At 58.6% G+C, this 18,834-nt stretch carries 20 protein-coding genes; 8 read left to right on the top strand and 12 right to left on the bottom strand.

Translation table 11 applies throughout. From position 1 onward, the window contains the following. The 4 genes from ACH2ED_RS01090 to ACH2ED_RS01075 are packed head-to-tail and all read left to right on the top strand — an operon-like array spanning position 1 to position 2,649. A complete protein-coding gene (locus ACH2ED_RS01090) occupies positions 1 to 216 on the top strand; it encodes a putative quinol monooxygenase (RefSeq protein WP_395088344.1) in 216 nt (71 codons plus the stop codon). 4 nt (positions 217 to 220) lie between these two features. Then, positions 221 to 1,081, top strand: a complete 861-nt coding sequence (locus ACH2ED_RS01085) for a NotI family restriction endonuclease (RefSeq protein WP_395088343.1) — start codon at positions 221 to 223, stop codon at positions 1,079 to 1,081. Next, positions 1,053 to 1,961 carry a DNA adenine methylase gene (locus ACH2ED_RS01080; protein ID WP_395088342.1) on the top strand — a complete coding sequence of 303 codons (909 nt, stop codon included), beginning with the start codon at positions 1,053 to 1,055 and terminating at the stop codon, positions 1,959 to 1,961. Before ACH2ED_RS01085 ends, ACH2ED_RS01080 begins: the two co-directional genes overlap by 29 nt. Positions 1,962 to 1,977: 16 nt before the next feature. After that, the gene (locus ACH2ED_RS01075; RefSeq protein ID WP_395088341.1) at positions 1,978 to 2,649 is read left to right on the top strand and encodes a class I SAM-dependent methyltransferase; all 672 of its coding nucleotides are present in this window, start codon (positions 1,978 to 1,980) and stop codon (positions 2,647 to 2,649) included. Here ACH2ED_RS01075 and ACH2ED_RS01070 read toward each other — a convergent pair whose 3' ends face one another. Continuing rightward, entirely contained in the window at positions 2,650 to 3,450 is an 801-nt protein-coding gene (locus tag ACH2ED_RS01070) for a dienelactone hydrolase family protein (protein ID WP_395088355.1), read from the bottom strand. It lies immediately after the preceding gene. A gap of 212 nt (positions 3,451 to 3,662) precedes the next feature. On the opposite strand from ACH2ED_RS01070, the gene ACH2ED_RS01065 reads away from it, so the two are divergent. Next, on the top strand, positions 3,663 to 4,958 hold the full coding sequence (locus ACH2ED_RS01065; protein WP_395088340.1) for a PQQ-binding-like beta-propeller repeat protein: 1,296 nt from the start codon (positions 3,663 to 3,665) through the stop codon (positions 4,956 to 4,958). On the opposite strand, the gene ACH2ED_RS01060 is transcribed toward ACH2ED_RS01065, so the two are convergent. Both ACH2ED_RS01060 and hflX read right to left on the bottom strand, forming a co-directional pair. Continuing rightward, the gene (locus ACH2ED_RS01060) at positions 4,923 to 5,336 is read right to left on the bottom strand and encodes an RrF2 family transcriptional regulator (protein ID WP_395088339.1); all 414 of its coding nucleotides are present in this window, start codon (positions 5,334 to 5,336) and stop codon (positions 4,923 to 4,925) included. The two genes, ACH2ED_RS01065 and ACH2ED_RS01060, sit on opposite strands and share 36 nt — an antisense overlap. A 24-nt stretch (positions 5,337 to 5,360) precedes the next feature. After that, positions 5,361 to 6,641 carry a GTPase HflX gene (gene hflX / locus ACH2ED_RS01055; RefSeq protein WP_395088338.1) on the bottom strand — a complete coding sequence of 427 codons (1,281 nt, stop codon included), beginning with the start codon at positions 6,639 to 6,641 and terminating at the stop codon, positions 5,361 to 5,363. Between the two features lie 156 nt (positions 6,642 to 6,797). Here hflX and ACH2ED_RS01050 point away from each other — a divergent pair, with 156 nt between their 5' ends. Then, complete coding sequence (locus tag ACH2ED_RS01050; RefSeq protein ID WP_395088337.1) at positions 6,798 to 7,451, top strand: DUF899 domain-containing protein; 654 nt, start codon at positions 6,798 to 6,800, stop codon at positions 7,449 to 7,451. A gap of 4 nt (positions 7,452 to 7,455) precedes the next feature. Here the strand turns inward: ACH2ED_RS01050 and ACH2ED_RS01045 are convergent, their stop codons facing one another. From ACH2ED_RS01045 to ACH2ED_RS01020, 6 genes are read right to left on the bottom strand one after another with little or no spacing between them, the layout of a single operon-like run. Continuing rightward, the gene (locus ACH2ED_RS01045; protein ID WP_395088336.1) at positions 7,456 to 8,901 is read right to left on the bottom strand and encodes an MBL fold metallo-hydrolase RNA specificity domain-containing protein; all 1,446 of its coding nucleotides are present in this window, start codon (positions 8,899 to 8,901) and stop codon (positions 7,456 to 7,458) included. Positions 8,902 to 8,915: 14 nt separating this feature from the next. After that, on the bottom strand, positions 8,916 to 10,562 hold the full coding sequence (locus ACH2ED_RS01040) for a hypothetical protein (protein ID WP_395088335.1): 1,647 nt from the start codon (positions 10,560 to 10,562) through the stop codon (positions 8,916 to 8,918). Then, positions 10,553 to 11,314: an ABC transporter ATP-binding protein gene (locus tag ACH2ED_RS01035; protein WP_395088334.1), complete on the bottom strand. Its 762-nt coding sequence runs from the start codon at positions 11,312 to 11,314 to the stop codon at positions 10,553 to 10,555. Before ACH2ED_RS01035 ends, ACH2ED_RS01040 begins: the two co-directional genes overlap by 10 nt. A gap of 4 nt (positions 11,315 to 11,318) precedes the next feature. Then, a complete protein-coding gene (locus ACH2ED_RS01030; RefSeq protein ID WP_395088333.1) occupies positions 11,319 to 12,158 on the bottom strand; it encodes a metallophosphoesterase family protein in 840 nt (279 codons plus the stop codon). 9 nt (positions 12,159 to 12,167) lie between these two features. Further along, the gene (locus ACH2ED_RS01025; RefSeq protein ID WP_395088332.1) at positions 12,168 to 14,714 is read right to left on the bottom strand and encodes a diguanylate cyclase; all 2,547 of its coding nucleotides are present in this window, start codon (positions 14,712 to 14,714) and stop codon (positions 12,168 to 12,170) included. A gap of 38 nt (positions 14,715 to 14,752) precedes the next feature. Beyond that, positions 14,753 to 15,616, bottom strand: a complete 864-nt coding sequence (locus ACH2ED_RS01020; RefSeq protein ID WP_395088331.1) for an RsmB/NOP family class I SAM-dependent RNA methyltransferase — start codon at positions 15,614 to 15,616, stop codon at positions 14,753 to 14,755. A 47-nt stretch (positions 15,617 to 15,663) separates the two neighbouring features. Between ACH2ED_RS01020 and ACH2ED_RS01015 the strand changes: the two genes are divergently transcribed. Then, on the top strand, positions 15,664 to 15,798 hold the full coding sequence (locus ACH2ED_RS01015; RefSeq protein ID WP_395088330.1) for a hypothetical protein: 135 nt from the start codon (positions 15,664 to 15,666) through the stop codon (positions 15,796 to 15,798). Here the strand turns inward: ACH2ED_RS01015 and ACH2ED_RS01010 are convergent. From ACH2ED_RS01010 to ACH2ED_RS01000, 3 genes are all read right to left on the bottom strand, one after another. Beyond that, a complete protein-coding gene (locus ACH2ED_RS01010; RefSeq protein WP_395088329.1) occupies positions 15,773 to 17,008 on the bottom strand; it encodes an MFS transporter in 1,236 nt (411 codons plus the stop codon). The genes ACH2ED_RS01015 and ACH2ED_RS01010 overlap by 26 nt on opposite strands. A gap of 16 nt (positions 17,009 to 17,024) precedes the next feature. After that, the gene (locus ACH2ED_RS01005; protein WP_395088354.1) at positions 17,025 to 17,216 is read right to left on the bottom strand and encodes an HD domain-containing phosphohydrolase; all 192 of its coding nucleotides are present in this window, start codon (positions 17,214 to 17,216) and stop codon (positions 17,025 to 17,027) included. A 74-nt stretch (positions 17,217 to 17,290) separates the two neighbouring features. Beyond that, a complete protein-coding gene (locus ACH2ED_RS01000) occupies positions 17,291 to 18,322 on the bottom strand; it encodes an HD domain-containing phosphohydrolase (protein WP_395088328.1) in 1,032 nt (343 codons plus the stop codon). 227 nt (positions 18,323 to 18,549) lie between these two features. Between ACH2ED_RS01000 and ACH2ED_RS00995 the strand changes: the two genes are divergently transcribed. After that, the coding region (locus ACH2ED_RS00995) for a DUF6444 domain-containing protein (RefSeq protein WP_395088327.1) at positions 18,550 to 18,834 on the top strand (285 nt) is incomplete at its 3' end.

Here is an 18,834-nt window from a genome sequence, read left to right as displayed (position 1 = left end):
ATGTACGTTGTCTGTGTCACCGTGTTGATTAAGCCTGGAAAGGGTGAAGCATTTCTGGAAGAGGCACGAAAGAATCACGAGAAAACCGAGGCCGACTTCAAGGCGCACCAGCAGACCGCGCACTACTTCGCCTTCCGCGACGCCGTGGAACCCCTTCAGCAGGAGCCTCGCAAGGGCATCCGCTACCACTCTGTCTACCCCGAAACCTGGAGCTAGAACGATGCCACAGCACCCACTCGCAGAAGTATTTGGCTTCCCTACGACAAATGTCTCACAGGATGGGTCTCGGCATCGTACTCACCGACTCTGTCCTTTTCATAACCGTGTTCCCAACTGCACTAAGACAAGTGCGGAAAATCCACTCGGTGTTTGCAGTGTTTTTGATAGTAGTGGACGAGCGGTGATCACTTGTCCTGTACGCTTTCGCGAAAATTGGCAGATCATCACCGATGCTGCTACCTTTTTCTTTCCCCCAGGAACACTTTGGACAACAATCACAGAGGTTGCTCTGAAAGATCGCGATGGAAAATCAGCAGGTAATATTGATGCTATATTACTTGCCTACGATACAGTGGGCCGAATCATAGACTACGGGGCATTGGAAATACAGGCAGTCTACATCTCTGGCAACGTCGGCGTCCCATTTGCGCACTACATGGAAGCACCTGAGGAACGTGGTTCTTTCGACTGGAGAGGGCAACGTAACTATCCACGCCCCGACTTTCTCTCCTCATCACGAAAGCGCCTCGCTCCTCAACTTATCTTCAAAGGTGGCATCCTCCACACATGGAAAAGAAAGATGGCAGTCGCCCTAGACACCACCTTCTTTGAAACCTTGCCTTCCCTGGAAGAAGTTCCTCCGCACGAGGCCGAACTAGCCTGGTTTGTCTATGCGCTACAGCATGATCCTCAAGAAGATTGTTTCCGGTTGACGCACCAGCGTACTGTCTACACTCTGTTCGAAACAGCCCTCTTGAGGATCACCCGTTCCGAAGCAGGCGATGAGTCTCTCTTTTTGACCCAACTCCAACGTGAGCTTCAGCGAAAACTCAATGAAACCATCTCCGAAAATCCTCTCTGAACCGGCCTACCAATATAGCCTCTTTGACGAACAGCCGCGGGAGGCTATCGTTAATGTGTCATCAGTGCCGCAACGTAGCCCTTTTCGCTATCCGGGTGGTAAAACCTGGCTCGTTCCTCGTTTACGTCGCTGGTTACTTTCCCAGCCTCAGCCGCCGTGCGAGTTCGTTGAACCTTTTGCTGGAGGCGGTATTCTCAGCCTAACGGTCGCCTTCGAACGCCTGGCGGAACGCGTTACTATGGTCGAACGTGATCCTGCGGTCGCTGCTGTCTGGAACACCATTCTCTACGGTGATGCGGAATGCCTGGCGCGGCGCATCGTTGAGTTTTCTTTTTCTGAGAGTGCAGTCGCTGAGATTCTGGCAACAGAGCCTGAAAGCACACTGGCGTATGCTTTTCAAACTATCCTGCGTAATCGCGTCAACCACGGGGGAATCCTCGCGCCTGGTAGTGGCAAGCTCAAAGCTGGGGAGAACGGAAGGGGGATGGCATCACGTTGGTATCCTCAGACGCTAGCAAACCGAATCATCGCAATTGGAGCAATTGCCTCCCGAATTTGCTTTATCGAAGGGGATGGTTTAACGATTCTAGAGGAAAATGCAGATCGATATGACGCCGTATTTCTCCTTGACCCTCCCTATACCGCACCGGGGAAACGTGCAGGGGCACGACTCTATACTTACAGCGAGCTTGACCACAACGCACTTTTCCGTCTTTCTGCAAGGATTCAAGGAGACTTTTTGATGACCTATGACAATACCGAAAGTGTCCAGGTATTGGCTCAAGAACAGAACTTTGCCACGCTTGCCATTCCTATGAAAAACACACATCATGCAGCAATGACAGAGCTGCTCATCGGACGAGACCTCCGCTGGGCCTAGTTAAGGATTAAAAATTATGCAAACCCAACCACAACCGAAAAAGCCGCCCTATATCCGCCGTGGCTACCATGACCCCAACGGCACCGGGATTTTCTACATGGGTCGTGAGATCGCGCTCGTCATGGGCCACGAAGCCGCAGACTGGCTGGATCGCCCCGAGCGTGAAGAAGAAGAGGCTCCCACCCTGCTCGTGAAAGCACTGAAGCTGAAGCCAGGTATGGTGGTGGCTGATATCGGAGCCGGAAGTGGCTACCTGAGCTTCATGATGGCTAAGCAAGTCGGGCCGAGCGGGAAAGTGCTCGCAGTAGATATCCAACCCGAGATGCTGACCATTATTGAGCAGAAGAAAAAGCAAAACGGGATCAGTAATGTCCAAGTGGTGCTAGGCAAGACCGATGATCCCAAGCTCCCCGAGAAGTCTTGCGATCTTCAGATCATGGTGGATGTCTACCACGAGTTCGACAAACCCTACGAGATGATCTCCGCGATGGTGAAGGCCCTAAAAATCGGGGGAAGGATCGTCTTTGTGGAGTACCGCAAGGAAGACCCAGCGGTACCGATCAAGGAAGTCCACAAACTGAGCGTCGCGCAGGTCAAAAAGGAGATGGGGCTGTTCTCCCTGAAGTTTGTCGAGAACAGCCAGATCCTCCCGCGCCAGCACATCTTGAGCTTTGCACGGGTGAAGTAGCTACGCGCCGTTTTTCTTGAACCAGACCAGCAGCTTGGCGAAACCATCTTTGGCGTCTTTTTCGTTGTAGCTGGGCCGGTAGTCGGCGTGGAAGCCGTGCTCGGAGTCTGGGTAGACAATGATCTCGCACTTGGTCTTCCCGGCTGCCTTCAGCGCGGCGCGCATGCCCTCGATGCTCTCGATCTTTATTCCCGCGTCTTTCGCGCCGTAGAGGCCCAGAATCGGGGCGTTGACTTTGCCCGCGAGCTCCGTGGGGCTCTTGGGCTGGAGCGGGTTACTCTGCCCGACTAAGCGACCGTACCAGGCAGCTCCGGCTTTTAGCTTCGTATTGTGCGCCGCGTAGAGCCAGACAATGCGCCCGCCCCAGCAGAAGCCCGTGATCGCAACCCGGCTCGCATCCGCCTTTCCTGTGGACTGGGCGTAAGCGAGCGCGGCATCCAGATCGGTCATCACCTGGGAATCAGGGACTTGGGATACCACGGGGAAGATCTCGGCCATCGGCTTGTCCGAGACACTGCCCTGCCGGACATAGAGCTCAGGAGCGATAGCGAAGTAGCCTTTCTTGGCAAAACGCCGACAGACATCTTTGATGTGCTCATGAACACCGAAGATCTCCTGCACCACCAGCACCACGGGGGGCTTCTTTCCCGCCACAAGCTTCTCCGGCACGGCGTAGTAGGCGGGCACTTCCACGCCATCCGCGCCCTTAAACGTAATCATTCCCGCCTTTAGCCCCTTGGTGTCGGTGAGAGTCGTCTCCGCAGCGACGGGCTGCACCGCCAGTGCAAAGCCCGCCGTCATCGCGCTCGTCAGAACGGTGCGTCGGGTCACGCCACCAGAGTTCTCTTGCAAAGTCTCTTTCTTCTCGCCCGAAATCCAGTTGTTATCGTTGAGTTCCATGCGTGGATTATAACCTGCCCCCCAGCCCCCGTCCAACGGGGGAGAGAAAAACAAAATTCTCTTTCCTTACCTGTCCCCCCGCTCGGCGGGGGTTACGGGGGTAAAATAGCCCCATGGCAACTATCAACTGGCCGCAGTTTCGTGGTCCTGGCGCAAGTGGGATCGCGGTGGGAAGCAAGCTTCCCACCACCTGGAATGTCGAGGAGAAGAAAAATATTCTCTTTAAGACACCTCTGCCGGGTCTGGGTCACTCTAGCCCGATTGTCTGGGGCGAGAAAGTCTTCGTGACGGCGGCGCTGAGCCCGAAGAACAACGACCTAAAAGTGGGACTCTACGGCGAGATCGCCTCGGTGGAAGATGACTCCGAACACGAGTGGCGCATCTACTGTGTTCATAAGCGCTCCGGGAAGATCCTCTGGCAGCAGACCGCCCATAAAGGTGTCCCGAAAGTAAAGCGCCACACCAAGGCCACGCAGGCCAGCGCGACCATGGCCACCGATGGCAAGCGGGTGCTCGCGTTCTTCGGCTCCGAGGGGCTGTTCTGCTACGATCTAACGGGTAAGCTGCTCTGGAAGCGCGATCTGGGGCTTTTAGACTCGGGTTTCTACATGGTTCCCACCGCGCAGTGGGGTTGGGCCAGCTCCCCGATCTTCGCCGACGGCAAGATTATCGTCCAGTGCGATATTCAGAAAGGCTCGTTTGTGGCCGCGCTCGATCCCGCGACGGGCAAAGACATCTGGCGTACGCCACGCACGGAAGTGCCCACCTGGTCCACCCCGACACTCTGCACCGTGGGCGGCAAGGCGCAAGTCGTGTGTAACGGCTGGAAACACATCGGTGGCTACGATGTAAAAACGGGCAAGTCACTCTGGAAGCTGACGGGGGGCGGCGATATTCCTGTCCCCACGCCTATTGTTGGTCAGGGGCTGATCTTTATCACCAATGCCCATGGCAGGCAAGCCCCCATCTATGCTATCCGTCCCACTGCCACCGGCGAGATCGTCTTGCCCCCTGAGAACATGGGTAGCATGCACTTTGGCTGGGGGGTCGTGCGCGGAGGTGCCTACATGCAGACACCCTTGGTGCTGGGGCCACATCTCTATGTCTGCAACGATGCCGGTATTCTCAGTTGCTACGATGCCCAGTCCGGCCAGCGGCTCTACCAGGAGCGCATGGGCACAGGCCGCACGGGTTTCAGCGCCTCCGCCGTGGCCGCCGATGGAAAACTTTACTACACTAGCGAGGAGGGCGAGATCTTCGTGGTGCAGGCGGGGGCAACGTTCAAGCTTCTCTCCCAGAACCCGATGGGTGAGGTCTGCATGGCCACTCCCGCCATCTCCGAGAACGCACTCTACTTCCACACCCAGGGCCATTTAGTCGGGATCGGGGCCGAAGATAGGGGTTTCTAGGACTTCGGCGAACGTAGTCTGCCGAAACACTAGCTCTACCTGTGCGAGCGTATCGTCCATGCGCTGGTGCAGCCTGCACAACTGCCTCGCGTGTTGGGGCAAGTCCAGGGGACAGGTTTTGATACGCGGGATTGGGTCAACGGCCTGAATAATATCAAAGACACAGAGCTGATCCGTGGGCCTCTCCAGGTGAAAGCCGCCGTGCAGGCCGCGCTGGGAGACCACCAGCCCCGATTTCGCAAGGCTCTGAAGCACCTTGGAGAGATAACTGGGAGGCACTTTGGTGGCCACAGCGATCTGCGCCACCGTCCGCGGCTCTCCCTGCTCCGCCAGATACGCCACGGCACGGAGAGCATACTCGGCAGTCTGGGAAAACATAGCCAAGTGTACCACAGGCGCTTTTTAGACGATCTGGAACTCCAGCAGCTTCCCCGCCAGCGCATGGGCAACATCGGTGCGGACGAGAATATGATCCGGGCCGTAGTCTACCGAGTGCACAACGCCAAACTCATGGCACTGCGCCACTAGCTCGGAGCGACCGTAGGGAATCGCGACCAGCATGGTCTGCACCAGCTCCTTAATTGTCTCTGAGATACGGTCCATGAGGTGCGTGAGCCCCTGGGATTTGGCGGCGGAGATGTAGCACGAGTTGGGGGTTGATGCAACCAGGTGACGTAGCGCAAGCGAATCCTCGACCAGATCGCTCTTGTTAAAAACCGTCAGAATCGGCTTATCTCTTGCGCCCAGCGCCTCCAGTGTCTCCAGAACCGTGTCGCGGTGGCGGTCCGCCTCGGGGCTGCTGATGTCCACCATGTGAATCAGAAAGTCCGCCTCGATGGTCTCCTCAAGGGTCGCACGGAACGCCGCCACGAGGTCATGGGGAAGATTTCGGATAAAGCCCACAGTGTCGGTGAGCAGAATCCCCCGACCATCGGGCAAGATCACCCGGCGCGTGGTGGGATCGAGGGTGGAGAAGAGCATCTTATCGGCGAGCACATCCGAGCCAGAGAGCAGGTTGAGCAGGGTGGACTTGCCCGCCGACGTGTACCCCACCAGAGCCGCCGACGGGAACGGCAGCTTACGCCGGGCGACGCGCTGCTGGCGACGGGTCTTCTTGACCTCTTCCAGCTCGTTTTTCAGCTCGGCGATCTGCTCACGGATCTTGCGCTTGTCGAGCGAGACCTTGCTCTCCCCGCCACCGCCACGCACCCCAATACCGCCCTGCTGGCGCTCGAACTTGGTGTAGAGCAGCCCCACACGCGGCAGGGAGTAGGTAAGCTGGGCCAGCTCCACCTGTAAGTTGCCCTCACGGGTGCGGGCGCGCTGCGCAAAGATATCTAAGATCAGTTGCGTCCGGTCCATTACTCGGCACTTGAGCGTGATCTCTAAGTTACGCTGCTGGGTCGGGGAGAGCTCGTTGTCGAAGATCACGACGGTCGGCTCCAGCTCCGCCACCAAGATGTAGAGCTCATCGGCCTTCCCATGCCCGATCAAAAACGCCGGATCGGGGTTGCGCTTGCGCTGGTCGAAGCGCTCGATCACCCGGATATTGGCCGTGCTCGCCAGCTCCGTGAGCTCGTCGAGACGCACCTCGATACTATCTAGATGCTCGCCGGTCTCCAGCGCCACGAGGACAGCGCACTCCTCGGTCACGTTCTCATGAAATATATTGGTATTGGACATGTGTTGCTTACTGTATCGCAAGCGGGAAGCCTGTGCTAAATGCAATCCCCCTAGGCTCATTCCTCACCGCAAAAATTGTTCGGCATGGCTTTCCGCCTGAGAGCGCAATCGGAGAGTACAAAGAATATTGCCCGAGATTTGGAAGAAGAAAAAGTAATGACAGAGAACGGAATCCCCCACCCCCCCATTGTCCTCCGTGACGAATGGCTCGCTCAGCGTGAGGCGCTGCTGCTCCAAGAGAAAGCACACACCCGCGAGGGTGACCGTCTTGCTGCGGTGCGACGCAGGCTCCCAATGGTGAAGATGGACAAAGAGTATGTCTTTGAGAGTCCCCGTGGCAAGCGACGCTTGCTAGACTTATTTGAGGGCAAGCGCCAGCTCATTGTCTATCACTTCATGTTCGGCCCGGACTGGGAAAAAGGCTGCACTGGCTGCACTGGCTTTGTGGATGCCATCGCGGACCTCTCCCTGCTAGGCAAGCGCGACACTACTTTTGCCTTAATCTCCCGTGCGCCGTTGACCAAGCTCGATGCCTGGAAGCAAGAGCGAGGCTGGAGCGTCCCCTGGTACTCCTCATTTGGGAGCGAGTTCAACTACGACTTCCACGTCTCCGATGAGCGCGGCGAAGGTTCGGGCCTGAGCGTCTTCTTCCAGCTCGACGATGAGGTTTACCACACCTACTCCACCTACGGTCGTGGCGTCGAAAATCTGGTCCATACCTACCCTCTCCTCGATGTCACCCCCTACGGCAGACAAGAGGACTTCGAAGACTCTCCCGCAGGCTGGCCACAAAAGCCAACCTACGGGTAGGAGATCACTTCAGCTCGATCACATCCCCGTAAGCCGGGACGGTGACATTCCAGGCGAAGCGCTCTTTGATGTGCTCAGCCATCGCGGCGGCGGCTTCCGGCTCGCCGTGGGTGATGTAGACTTGGCGCGGGGCGTGCCGTGCCAGCGGTGCGAGCCAGGTGAGAAGCTCGTTGTAGTCCGCATGGGCCGAGAAGCCACCGATTTTTTTGACGCTGCAGCGCACCGGGAACCACTCCTTGAAGATCTTTATCTCCGGCTCGCCATCCAAAATCCGCCGCCCCGTCGTGCCCGCCGCCTGGAAGCCGACGAAGCAGATCGTTGCCTCTGGGTTGGAGACCATCTGGCGGGCGTGGTGCATCACGCGTCCCCCGGTCATCATGCCGCTGGCGGAGACGATCACCCGAGCGCCGGTTTCCTCGTTGAGCCTGCGGGATTCTTCACGGCTCGACGAGAACCCCATGGACTTGGTGCGCAACGGATTGCGCCGCGCCGCAGTAATCTCCCGGGTATCGTCGTCGTGCTCCTCTACCATCTTGAGATAGGCTTGGGTCGCCTCCGCCGCCATCGGAGAGTCGGCGCGGACGGGCACAATGGGAATCTCTCCCGCATCTTCTAGCTCACGGATGTGGTAGAGAATATCCTGGGTGCGCCCCACGGAGAACGCGGGAATCAGCACGGGGGCATCGCGCTCATGGGCGTCTTTAATCACCTCCGCAAGCTGCTGGCGCGGGTCTTCGTCCTCGTGGAGCCTATCGCCGTAGGTAGACTCAACCAGAACATAGTCGGCAGGTGGCGGCGTGACAGGATCACGCAGAACCGGCTGATTACAGCGGCCCACATCACCCGAAAAGAGAATACTGCGCTGCTGCCCCAGTGCGCCCGCCCCACTCACCTCCACCAGTAGCGAGCGCGCCCCGAGCATGTGCCCCGCAGGCCACCACTGCACACGAATATCGCTGGTGACTTGGAACCCCTCAGTGCCCGCCTTCTGCGGCTGAAAGAGCTTCATCGTGCGCTTCACATCGGTGCGGTCGTAGAGCGGCACGGCGGGCTTGTGTTCGGTGAGGCCTTTTTTATTGCGCCAGTCCGCCTCCTCCTCTTGCAGCTCCGCTGAGTCTTCGAGAATAATACGTGCCAGCTCCCCCGTGGCACGGGTGCAGTAGACCATGCCCTTGAAGCCGTTCTTCACCAGCGCTGGAAGATAGCCCACATGGTCGGTGTGCGCGTGGGTCAGCACCACGGCATCTATCGTCGTCGGGTCAAACGGCGGTGCCTGCCAGTTACGATCCCGCAGCTCTTTGAGGCCCTGAAAAAGCCCGCAGTCAATCAAAACTTTGCTGTTTTTAGTCTCGATCAGATACTTAGAGCCGGTGACAGTGCCCACGCCACCCCAAAAAGTGAGCGTCGCAATCTGCGCGTTTTGCGTCTTTGCATGTTGAATTCGTGCCATACTTAGAGTGTACCCTAACCCTCAGGCCGAGCAACCCGTGCGATAATCTCTTGCTCGCGCTCTAGCAGCCAAGGCTCGGTGAGGCGTAGCGAGAGAAAATAGAGGGCCACAGCGTAGCCAAGCGCCAGGGGGACAGTCAGTGGCAGCCAGCTCGTCCCGATCCAGAAGTGAGGCACGAGCACGGCGGCCAGAATCGGGGTATAGAGCACCAGGGCCGCCAAGCTGATTCCCAGACTCGCGAAGCCATATCCCACTCCCCCACTGCTCTGCCGCGCCTTAAACCCTTGTGTGCTGACCCGGTACGGGATCATCACGGAGACCGCATTGCCCACGGCGGTCATGAGCACGGAGGCCCCCAGCATCCACGGCAGCAAGATCGGGAGCATGTCAAGACGCTTGAGAGTTGCGCAGAGCACGATCACGGCGGCAAGATTCAGAGGTAAGAGCGCCGAGAGATTCGCAAGGTTCTTCCCGATCAGCAGCTCACGGCGGCGTACGGGAAAGGCAAAGAGCAGGGTCGCCGCATTTGCCTCGGGGCCAAAGATGTTGTAGGAAAGAATGCTCTGCTGAAACAGTGTCAGCGAGGTCGCCAGCCAGAGAGCCATGGTTGTACGCGCCTCGGTGAACCCCAGACCATCCGCCGCGTCGTTCTTCCCCCGACTAAAGGCCATGAATGCTCCGAAACCCAGCATATAGACAAAGTTCATCGCCATGAGCCGAAAGTACGGATCGCGGGTGAAGACGTACCACTCTTTCTGGAAGACCGCCTGAACCACGCCTTCTCCCCCTCTGCCCCCAACCCCTAGCCTCCGTTGCACGGGGGCTAGAGGGGGGGGCTGTGGTGCGGGAATACCGACGGCCTCACCTTCATAGGCCTTGCTCACCAGCCACGAAGAGACCATAAAAGTCGCCACAGTAATGAGCCCCAGTGCCCCCAGATACGCAATCGCAAGCGGCCACAGGCCCTTCATCCCCGCACCGATGGCGCGGGCGGCGAGGCCCGGTGGAAGAAAGTTGAGCACATCCCAAGTGGGACTAACGAGAAACGCCTTTAGGTTGATATTCTTCGCACCACGGCCAATATTCTGCATCCCAAACTGCCAGGTCATCCAGAACAGCGGCACAATCAGCAGCGCCACATCGCGCCACTTACGGCTCTGAAGCACCCCCTGGAGTGCGAGAGTGACACCCTGGCTGGCGGCGAGTGTCTGAAAGAGAAAGAGTGGCATGGCAATTACAGCGATCAGTGCCCCCGCAAGGCCATGAAACGCCGCACCGACGATTACAGCGAGAAGCGTCGGAACGAGCAGAAGTGTGGTCAAGTCCAGCAAGCACCCGGCGGTCGCCCCCATGAAGAGCTTGCGCACCGGCACGGGGTAGACAAAGAGCCGCGTGATATCCTGCGCTTCGTTGAGCTGGAAGCCTAGAATCGGCCCGATTGTCCAGATCCCGGCAACGAGCAGTAGTGCCCCCCGCAGAGCATTCTCCCCGAGAGTTACATCCAGCTTCACCAGCCCAAAGCCCAAGCCGCCCGCCAGCATAAGCGCGTAGGGTCCCAGAATAAGGAGCCCAATAATCGAGCCGATCAGCGTGCTCCGGCTCCGGGTAAAGCCCCGCAGAGTGAGCTTCCAGCGCAGCCAAAGAAGCTGCCTCAGAGCCATTTGAGGGTCTCGGTGCTGACGGCCTCCGGGGAGACGAGCTTGAGGAAGACATCTTCCAGGGCACCGTCTTCGCCCGCCTGCTCGCGCAGCTCCGCAATAGTGCCCTGACCGACCAGCTTGCCTTTTTGAATAATCGCAATGCGTGTGCAGAGCCGCTCAACCACTTCCATCACGTGCGATGTGAAAAAAATCGTCGTGCCGTGCTCCGTGAGCGTGTTGAGCACCCCACGGATGGCGCGCACTGAGATCGGATCAATGCCATTAAACGGCTCATCCAGAAAGAGCACACGGGGCCGATGAATGAGCGCTGCCGCCAGTGCGACTTTCTTTTTCATGCCCATCGAGTAGTCTACGATAAGTTTGTCCGCATCCGATGTCAGCTCCATCACACCCAGTAGGTCTTGTGTGCGCTCCTCGGTCTCGGTGCGCCCTAGGCCATACATCTGGCCTGCAAAAAGCAGCATCTCCCGCGCCGTGAGCCGCTCGTAGAGGCTGGTTTCCTCAGGGAGAATCCCAATCACGCGCTTTACCTCAAGCGGCTGGCTCGCCATGTCGTAGCCCGCCACGCGCATCTGTCCGCTGGTAGGCCGGAGCATCCCCGTGAGCATCTTGATGGTGGTGGACTTACCCGCACCGTTGGGGCCCAGAAACCCATAGAACTCTCCCTCGCCCACATCAAGATCAATCCCATCAACGGCGCGCTGCTTGCCGTAGTCTTTGATCAGGCCACGCGCTTGAATACTAATCTGCATGGTGTTAGAGAGCCTCAGGAGTGAGCGTTGGTTGCAGACGTTTACCGTGGGCAGGATGCTGCGAGTGCTTGCGAAAACCTTCCAGCTCGAAACTGCCATCATCGAAGACGCGCAGTGCACTGTAGCCACTATTCTCCGGACCACTGCCCTCAACCATCGCGGCGAGCGTGAGGTAGGGAATCCCGTTGATTATTATCTGTGCATTGTGGTGACTGTGGCCCATAAAGACCACGCTGACTTTCTTGCTCTGCTCCAGAATCTGCCGCACTTCGGGAGCGCTCTTGATGGTGTAGTGATTGCCCGGAGGCGTGTCGAGGCGCTGGTGCACAAAGACAACTACCGGACTGCTTGCTTTTTTGAGGGTTGTCTTTAGCCACTCCCGTTGCGCCGCGGGAATCTCGGTGTCAGTCCACTCAAAGGCTCCCTCGCCGTACGCCACTCCATCAGAGCGAAAGCAGGCATCCAGAAAAATGAGGTGAACCCCCTTGCGCTTCAGGGAGTAGTAGGATTTTTTCTGACCTACAATCGTCAGAAATTCTTGCTTTTTCAGGGTCGTGACACAGTGGTTCCCAAAGACATAGTGCCGCTCAGGAGCCATGGCCGTGAAAACCATGTTGATGCGCTTCAGGTACTCGCGCTCCCGCACCAGATCAGGTTTCCGGCGAGTATCAATCAGATCCCCTAGCTCCACGGCAATATCTACTTTTTCCTCGCGGAGAACGCACGCCGCCTCTTCTAGCTTCGTAAGGGACTCTTGATAGTAGCGGTTCGCGCGCGGAAACGCATCGGCGTAGTGTACATCCGTCACCAGCCCGATGGTCAGTAATCGTTTTGCCTCACTCATGCCCTCAGTCTATGCCGCTTTTTTCCTCGAAACCACTTTCAACGCGCCACGACGGCTTGCTTTAAGAGTCGTGTCTGGCTCCAGAGTTTGTCCCTCCGCCATAATTTGTCCCCCCGCCATAAAACGAAGCTTGCGGTCGGTCTTGTCCTGGTACATGCGCAGATCCGCCGCCGAGAGCAGTGTGGCACAGTCGCTCCCATCCTGAGGAAAGCAGGAAGTGCCGATGCTAACTCCGAGCCGCAGAGCACCCAGACGCGGGTGCAGAAGTCCAGGGTCGTAGGAGGTGATCGCGGCACGCACACGCTCCGCAATACGCTCCGCCTCCGCCATAGTAGCATCCTCTAAAATCAGCAGGAACTCATCTCCCCCGTACCGTGAGACAATATCCCGCTCCTTCACCGCGCCGCGCAGAAGCCCCGCCAGATCGCGCAGAACATCGTCGCCACGTGAGTGGCCAAAATTATCATTGACGGGCTTAAAATTATCCAGATCCAAGCAAAGAACAGCAAAACAACGCGCTTCGTCGCCTTCGGCACAGCGTTTTTCGACATACTGCGTTAGGAATCGGATATTGTAGAGATCCGTGAGCGGGTCAGTAAAGGCATGGTTTCGTGTTCGGTCGTAGAGCAGGCCGTTGTAGATCGCCATCGCGGCGCGCTCCGCGATCATCTCTAATAGGTGCTGGTCATGAACCGAAAATGCATCGGTTTGCTGGTGGAACAAGTTGATAGTTCCCAGCGCCTCTCCCTGATGGACAATAGGAACAATCAGCGCCGTATTGAGTGGCACCCATGGCGTCTGTGTTTGGCTGGTGATCAGCAAATCATCGTGATCAAACTCGCCCAGATAGGTCTGACGGGAACGAACGACCCCAAGAGAGCGGCTTTTCTGACCCGCCGTGCGGCAAGTCAGGAAGTGTTCCCGGTTCGTGCCCACAGCGGCCCGGGCAATTAGTGTCTCAGGCATGTCCTCCGCCGTAAGAAGAAACAAACAGGTGGTTCCCGGAAGGATCGCCTCCAGCTTACGGGCCAAAATATCCAGGGTTTCCGTCATTCCCATACTGGCGGAGAGAGTCTGCGCCACTTCGTAGAGCGCCCAGAGCTCCGACGAGGCCCGATGAATATCACGAGCGGCTTCATCCGCCTTGGTCGCATAAACCGGCACCTCTTTACGGCTAATCAGCGGTCCGTAGCCCTCACTCGCCATCGCCTGAACCACGCTATCAATCACCGCGAGAAAAGCCTGGGCTACGACGGGATCGAAGTGAGTCCCAATATTTTCTTGGATCAAGTTCAGAGCGCGCTCATGGGGCCAGGCATTCCGGTACGAACGGGTGGAGGTCAGTGCATCATAAACATCTGCGACACTCAGAATGCGGGCAAGAAAGGGAATATCCTCCCCTTTGAGCCCTTCGGGATAGCCCGTGCCATCCCACTTTTCATGGTGGTACTTCACCACGGGCAGGACGGGCCAGGGGAACTCCACGGGATCAAGAATCGCAGCCCCGATCTCCGGGTGCTTCTTAATCTTTTCAAACTCATCGTTGGTGAGCTTGCCCGGCTTGAGCAAGACATACTCCGGGACTCCCAGCTTGCCGATATCGTGCAGAAGGGCTCCTGTACGCAGCCCCTCAAGGTCGTTCTCGGAGAGCTGTAGGTACTCTCCCACCGCCACAGAGTAGCGCTGCACCCGCAAAATATGCTGGTGGGTGTACTGGTCTTTGGCATCAATGGCAAGCGCAAGGCTCTTAATGGTTGCAAGATAGAGATCGGCGAGCTGGGTCTGGCTGTTCTGGAGCTGCTCGATATGCTGCTGCTTCTCCCGAGTGCGAGCGGTGTGGGTCTCGTAGATCGTGTAGATCATGTAGGCGACGGGGCCGACCACCAGGGTGATGCTGAGCAGGCTCTCGCTCTTGCCCATAAAATACAGGGCTAGCCAGCTTGCGCCGCCGCCCGCCAGATAGCTGGGAAGCGTCCAGAGGAAGTTCTCTTTCCAAAGAGCCAGGAGGTTCTGCCGACTGCTCAGCGCGATAATCGTGGAGACACCGCCCGTGTTCATGGCGTAGTAGACCAGCGCCCCCACGATCACCGCGGGCAGGTGCATCAAAGTGAGAACAGACCTATCCGGAATCCACTGGCAGCTAGGCACGTGCAGCATTCCGAGCACAAGCCCCGACACTGTCACCTCAAGAGCGGACATCGCGACATTGAAGAGACGCTGGTAGGTAGGCTGCGTGAAGCAGCTCACCAGACAGTTAATACAGGCAACCAGAACGGCAGCGGCGGGACCAAAGTGCAGCATGGTCATGTAGCTGACCGTAAACCCGAGCGACAAAACCCCTACATCATCGTCGGAGCGGCCGCGTGTCAGACGAATCTTCTTGGAGCCAACCGCTCCCCCAAGGATGATAAAGAGTAATAAATGGGCCCCGGTATCGGCAAAATCGCCAGACAGCGCCCGCAGTATCAGTCGCCCCATTGCCACCAGTAACGCGATGGCTCCTGCCGTATAAACAGCACGAAGGTAGAGAGTGGCTGCACGTGGGAGTGTGTTCATCTTTCTGTAGTAAGTTTCCTAGTGTCATCATTGGCCACTCAGGGGTGCTTCAGCAGGGTCAAAAAGCCTCCCGCGCCGAAGCCAGTCTCCGGCCAGAGGCGGTAACAAGGAAAGTCTGCATGGGGTGAGCGGTGCATTTCGTGCGCGGGCAGCTCCTGCGCAGTCAGCTCAGGAAACCGTACCCGTAGCCAGGAAATCACGTCTTCGTTTTCCTCTTTTGCATAGGTACAGGTGGAGTAGAGAAGAAAGCCTCCCGGAGCGAGAAGCCGAACGGACTCCGCCAAGATGCGCTTCTGGCGGTTGGCACAGGAGTTGACATTGACCGGGTGGAAGGCCCCCGGGTTGTCCTGCCCCCGTGCCAGCAGCGACTGGCCCGAGCACGGCGCATCTACCAGCACGGTCCTCGCCTGCCCTGCAAACTCCTCCGCCAGCCGCGCGGGATCGGCGCAGCGGGTCTCGGCGGGCACGGCGCAGCGCTTCAGATTGCCCGTCAGCGGCCCGAGCCGCTTCCCGATCACTTCATTGGCAATCAGGCGCTCGGGAGCCAGCGCCCGGTGGGCAAAGACCGTCTTCCCCCCCGGCGCGGCGCAGACATCTACCACCGTCCCCCCTGTCGGCAAGCCGCAGAGCGCACTGGCCTCAAACACCGACGAGAGATCCAGACAATAGTAGGCCCCCTGATCGTGGAGCACGTGGCGACCGGGACGCTCACCGGGCGCGACAGCCTGCACAAACTCCGGCTGCCAGGGCGCGGGCGACAGGCTCGTAAACGGACTCTCGGCAGAGTCACCGAGCCAGAGCACAGCGGGCCGGGCACTCTTGCCCTCAGTGAGAGCGGCGAGAAACCCCTCGGGTTCAGGGGCAAGCTTAGCGGCCAGCTTGCGGGCATATTTATTGGGCATCGAACCCAAAGTGTACCCCTGCCAGAGGTACACTGAGAGCTGTCTCTATGCAAAAGCCCAAGAAGCCCCCGTTTGAAGTCACGCCCACCGTGATGCTCGGGTGCTGTGTCGCCATGTTTGCCTGGATGTTTCTCATGGGAATTCTGATGATGAGCCTCAAGATGGGTGCGGGCTCTCAGTAGAGCTGCGCCTGATGAGAAGCGCGGAGAATACACTTGCCACCAGGCAGACGACAGCAAGCGCGGCGAACGCGCCGTTCCAGCCCAGCGCGACGGCGAGGCGGGCGACGGCTTCTCCCGCCAGAATCGCGCCGAGATAGCCCATACCATCTATGATTCCATTCACGCTCGCGGCCTGCTTGGGTGCCACCAGATCCAGCGCCGCCGCGCCCACGGAGTAGGCATAGGGGCCACCCGACACTAACCCGGAGAGCGCAACCAGAGCGAAGGCGATCTGAGGTGTGCGTGCCAGCAGAAATCCAGCCATTGCCAGCGCGGTGAGTAGCAGGCCCACCAAGAGGAGCTTCTGTCGCCCCTGACTCCCGATCCTATCGCCCCAAATGCCAAACCCGACCGCACTCACGCCGCCCATGAGCGGGTAGAGCCCGCTTGCCAGTGCCGCATTGCCCTGGCTCAGCCCGATTCCTGTGAAGTAAACCGGCAGCCACTCAGAAAGTGTGACATTGACCAGCGTGAAGCCAAATGCTGCGACACAGATGCAGAGAAATGCAGGACGGGCAAAAAGAGCGCGTACAGGAATCGGCTCGTGGGCTTCCTGCGCCTGCTTGACCTCTGGGGCAACCGGTCGCTCTCGGAGAAACAGTGCACAGAGCAAGAGGATCAGCAGCAACACGCCCGCCGATGCCAAGTACACGCCGCGCCACTCCCCACCCGTCGCCAGGAGCCGGGCCTGTGCCGCACGGGCAAGCGCGTCGCCAAAGAGCCAGGAAAGCGAGACAATCCCCATCGCCTTGCCGTAATTTCCCGCCGTGAACCAGCTCCCCACAATGCGCACCGCCGACGGCCACCCCACCGCCTGAAAGAGCCGGTTTGCTACCCAGCAAACACCAAAGAGCCCGATGCTCGTACTCCGGCTAAACGCGACGGTCGCCAGTGCAGCCCCCAGCCCCCCGAGCAGAAACGCGGGGACGCCGCCGAGCTTGTGCACCACCCGCCCCGCCAGAAACTTCCCACAGATCCCCGCCACCACGCCAATTGTCGCGATCCGCCCCAACGCCACCGTGGCGGCCTCCGACGTCATCCCCAGCCGCGCCAGCTCCGCAAGCTGCGAGGGCCGCCCCACGGAGAAGTTCGTTCGGCAGAAGTAGTAGGCCGTGTAGCCCAGAATGAGGAGAAGCGCCATCCGCCACGCCGGGCGCTCAGAGTTTGTCACAGATGCATTGTACCGACTACGCGGCGCGTGCCAGAGCCTGAGGAGCAGAGAGGCGCTCGACAGCGGCGACACAGTCGGCATCCAAAGCGACTCCCGCCTCTTTTTTGAGGAGGGAAAGTGCTTTCTCGTGTGGCATGGCCTCGCGGTAAGGACGAGAGGCGGTCAGCGCGTCGTAGATATCGGCGACGGCGAGAAGGCGCATTTCCAGATCGAGTTTCCCCCCCCGTCAATCCCAGGTGGTAACCGGTGCCATCGAGTTTTCCGTGATGCGCCGCCGCGATCTCAGTGATGCGCCTTCTCGCCGTCGGTAAGGCGACTGGGTTTGTCCAAAATCAGATTGGGAATCGCAAGCTTCCCCAGGTCGTGGAGGAGTGCAGCGCGGCGCAGGGTAGCACACCGCACCTCCCCGATACCCAGCGTTTTTGCAAGCTGCTCGGCATAGTCCGCCACGCGGAGCGAGTGCTCCCCGGTAAACGACGACTTGGCATCCACAATTTGTGCAAATGCCGCACAGACACTATCCAGGCTCGCCTCAGTGACTTGGCGGTGGAGGCGCTCGCTGGTCTTGAGGCGTAGGAGCACCTCGGGCTGGTTTCGCACGCCGTCCCAGAAGGTTGTATCGCAGGCAAATGCCTGCGCCGCTCGCACCAGCTCGGGGTCAAACCAGGTTCCGGAGCGCTGCGCCAGGACTTTGTAAGCACGCACCGTTCCGTAGGTCGTCGCAAAAACCTCCAGAGTCTGAGAGAGGCAGGCGATCCGGGCGAGCAACGGAATCGTGTTGCCTCTCCGATGGTAGGGAGCCCCCTCGCCGTCCCAGTGCTCATCGAGTGCATGGATCGCCTCAGAGACAGCCGGACTCAGCCCCAGCAGATTTGCAATCTCCGCGCCGCGTGTGCAGCGCGCCTCGGTGAGCACATCCATCACGCGCACGGGCTGGCGAGAGAGTTCCTTGAGCTGTGCAATGCGCTTTGCCAGCCCCTCTTGCGGTGCCGCGTGCCGGAGTGCGAACTTGATCGCCTCACTCATACGCCGCCAGTCGTGGATCTTGGAGTCTTGCTTGGCGAGCAGCTCATTGCCCCCAAAAAGAGCGAACATGCGCGCCGCATTGCTGGAGCATCCCGCATCTTTGAGCAGCAACGCCAGATGCAGATTGTCCCGCTCTTCCCCCACGATCCCCAGCTCCCGCGCCAGCCGCAGCCCGATCAGGCACGTACGGACAGCATGGCCCATCGGCTGGCCTTCAGTGAGATCCAGAGCGTAAGAAAGCGAGGCCAGCAGCGTGACCAAAGAGAGAGGCTGTTCAGAAATCGTCATGTTGCCCACTCTATATTCGGATACTGCCTTTTGTCGCACAAGCCCTACAACAAAAAACTTCGGCATCTGGGTAAGCGACGGGAAGACTCCGGTGGGCAAGGGGCACAATCAGATAACCAGGAGATTCACGACCTGACGATACTAACCATTAAAAGCAGGGTACAAATAACGTAACTACACACCGCTCGCGCCATCCACAGATTTGAGGTAGGATACCACCTAAGGATATGACCGAGAAAGAGGCAAACGCACTTTATAACCAAGGACGAGAAGTCGTCGTGGCTTGCCTTGTCGAGATGGCAAACCGACTCAAGGCCATCGAAGCACGGCTCAATCTCAACTCACAAAATTCGTCCAAGCCACCTTCCACCGATCAGAAGAAGACAAACAAGAACCGAAGCCTCAGGGAAAAATCAGGACGAAAACCAGGGGCACAGCCGGGACATAAGGGCAAAACTCTGGAGAAGGTGGACAATCCCGACGAGGTTATCCCGCATCGGCCCGAGGTGTGT

Origin of the sequence: Armatimonas sp., assembly GCF_043757465.1 — a bacterium.
Lineage (GTDB): Bacteria > Armatimonadota > Armatimonadia > Armatimonadales > Armatimonadaceae > Armatimonas.
Note: the sequence above shows the minus strand (reverse complement) of the source record. Positions and strands in the feature narration are given on the sequence as shown.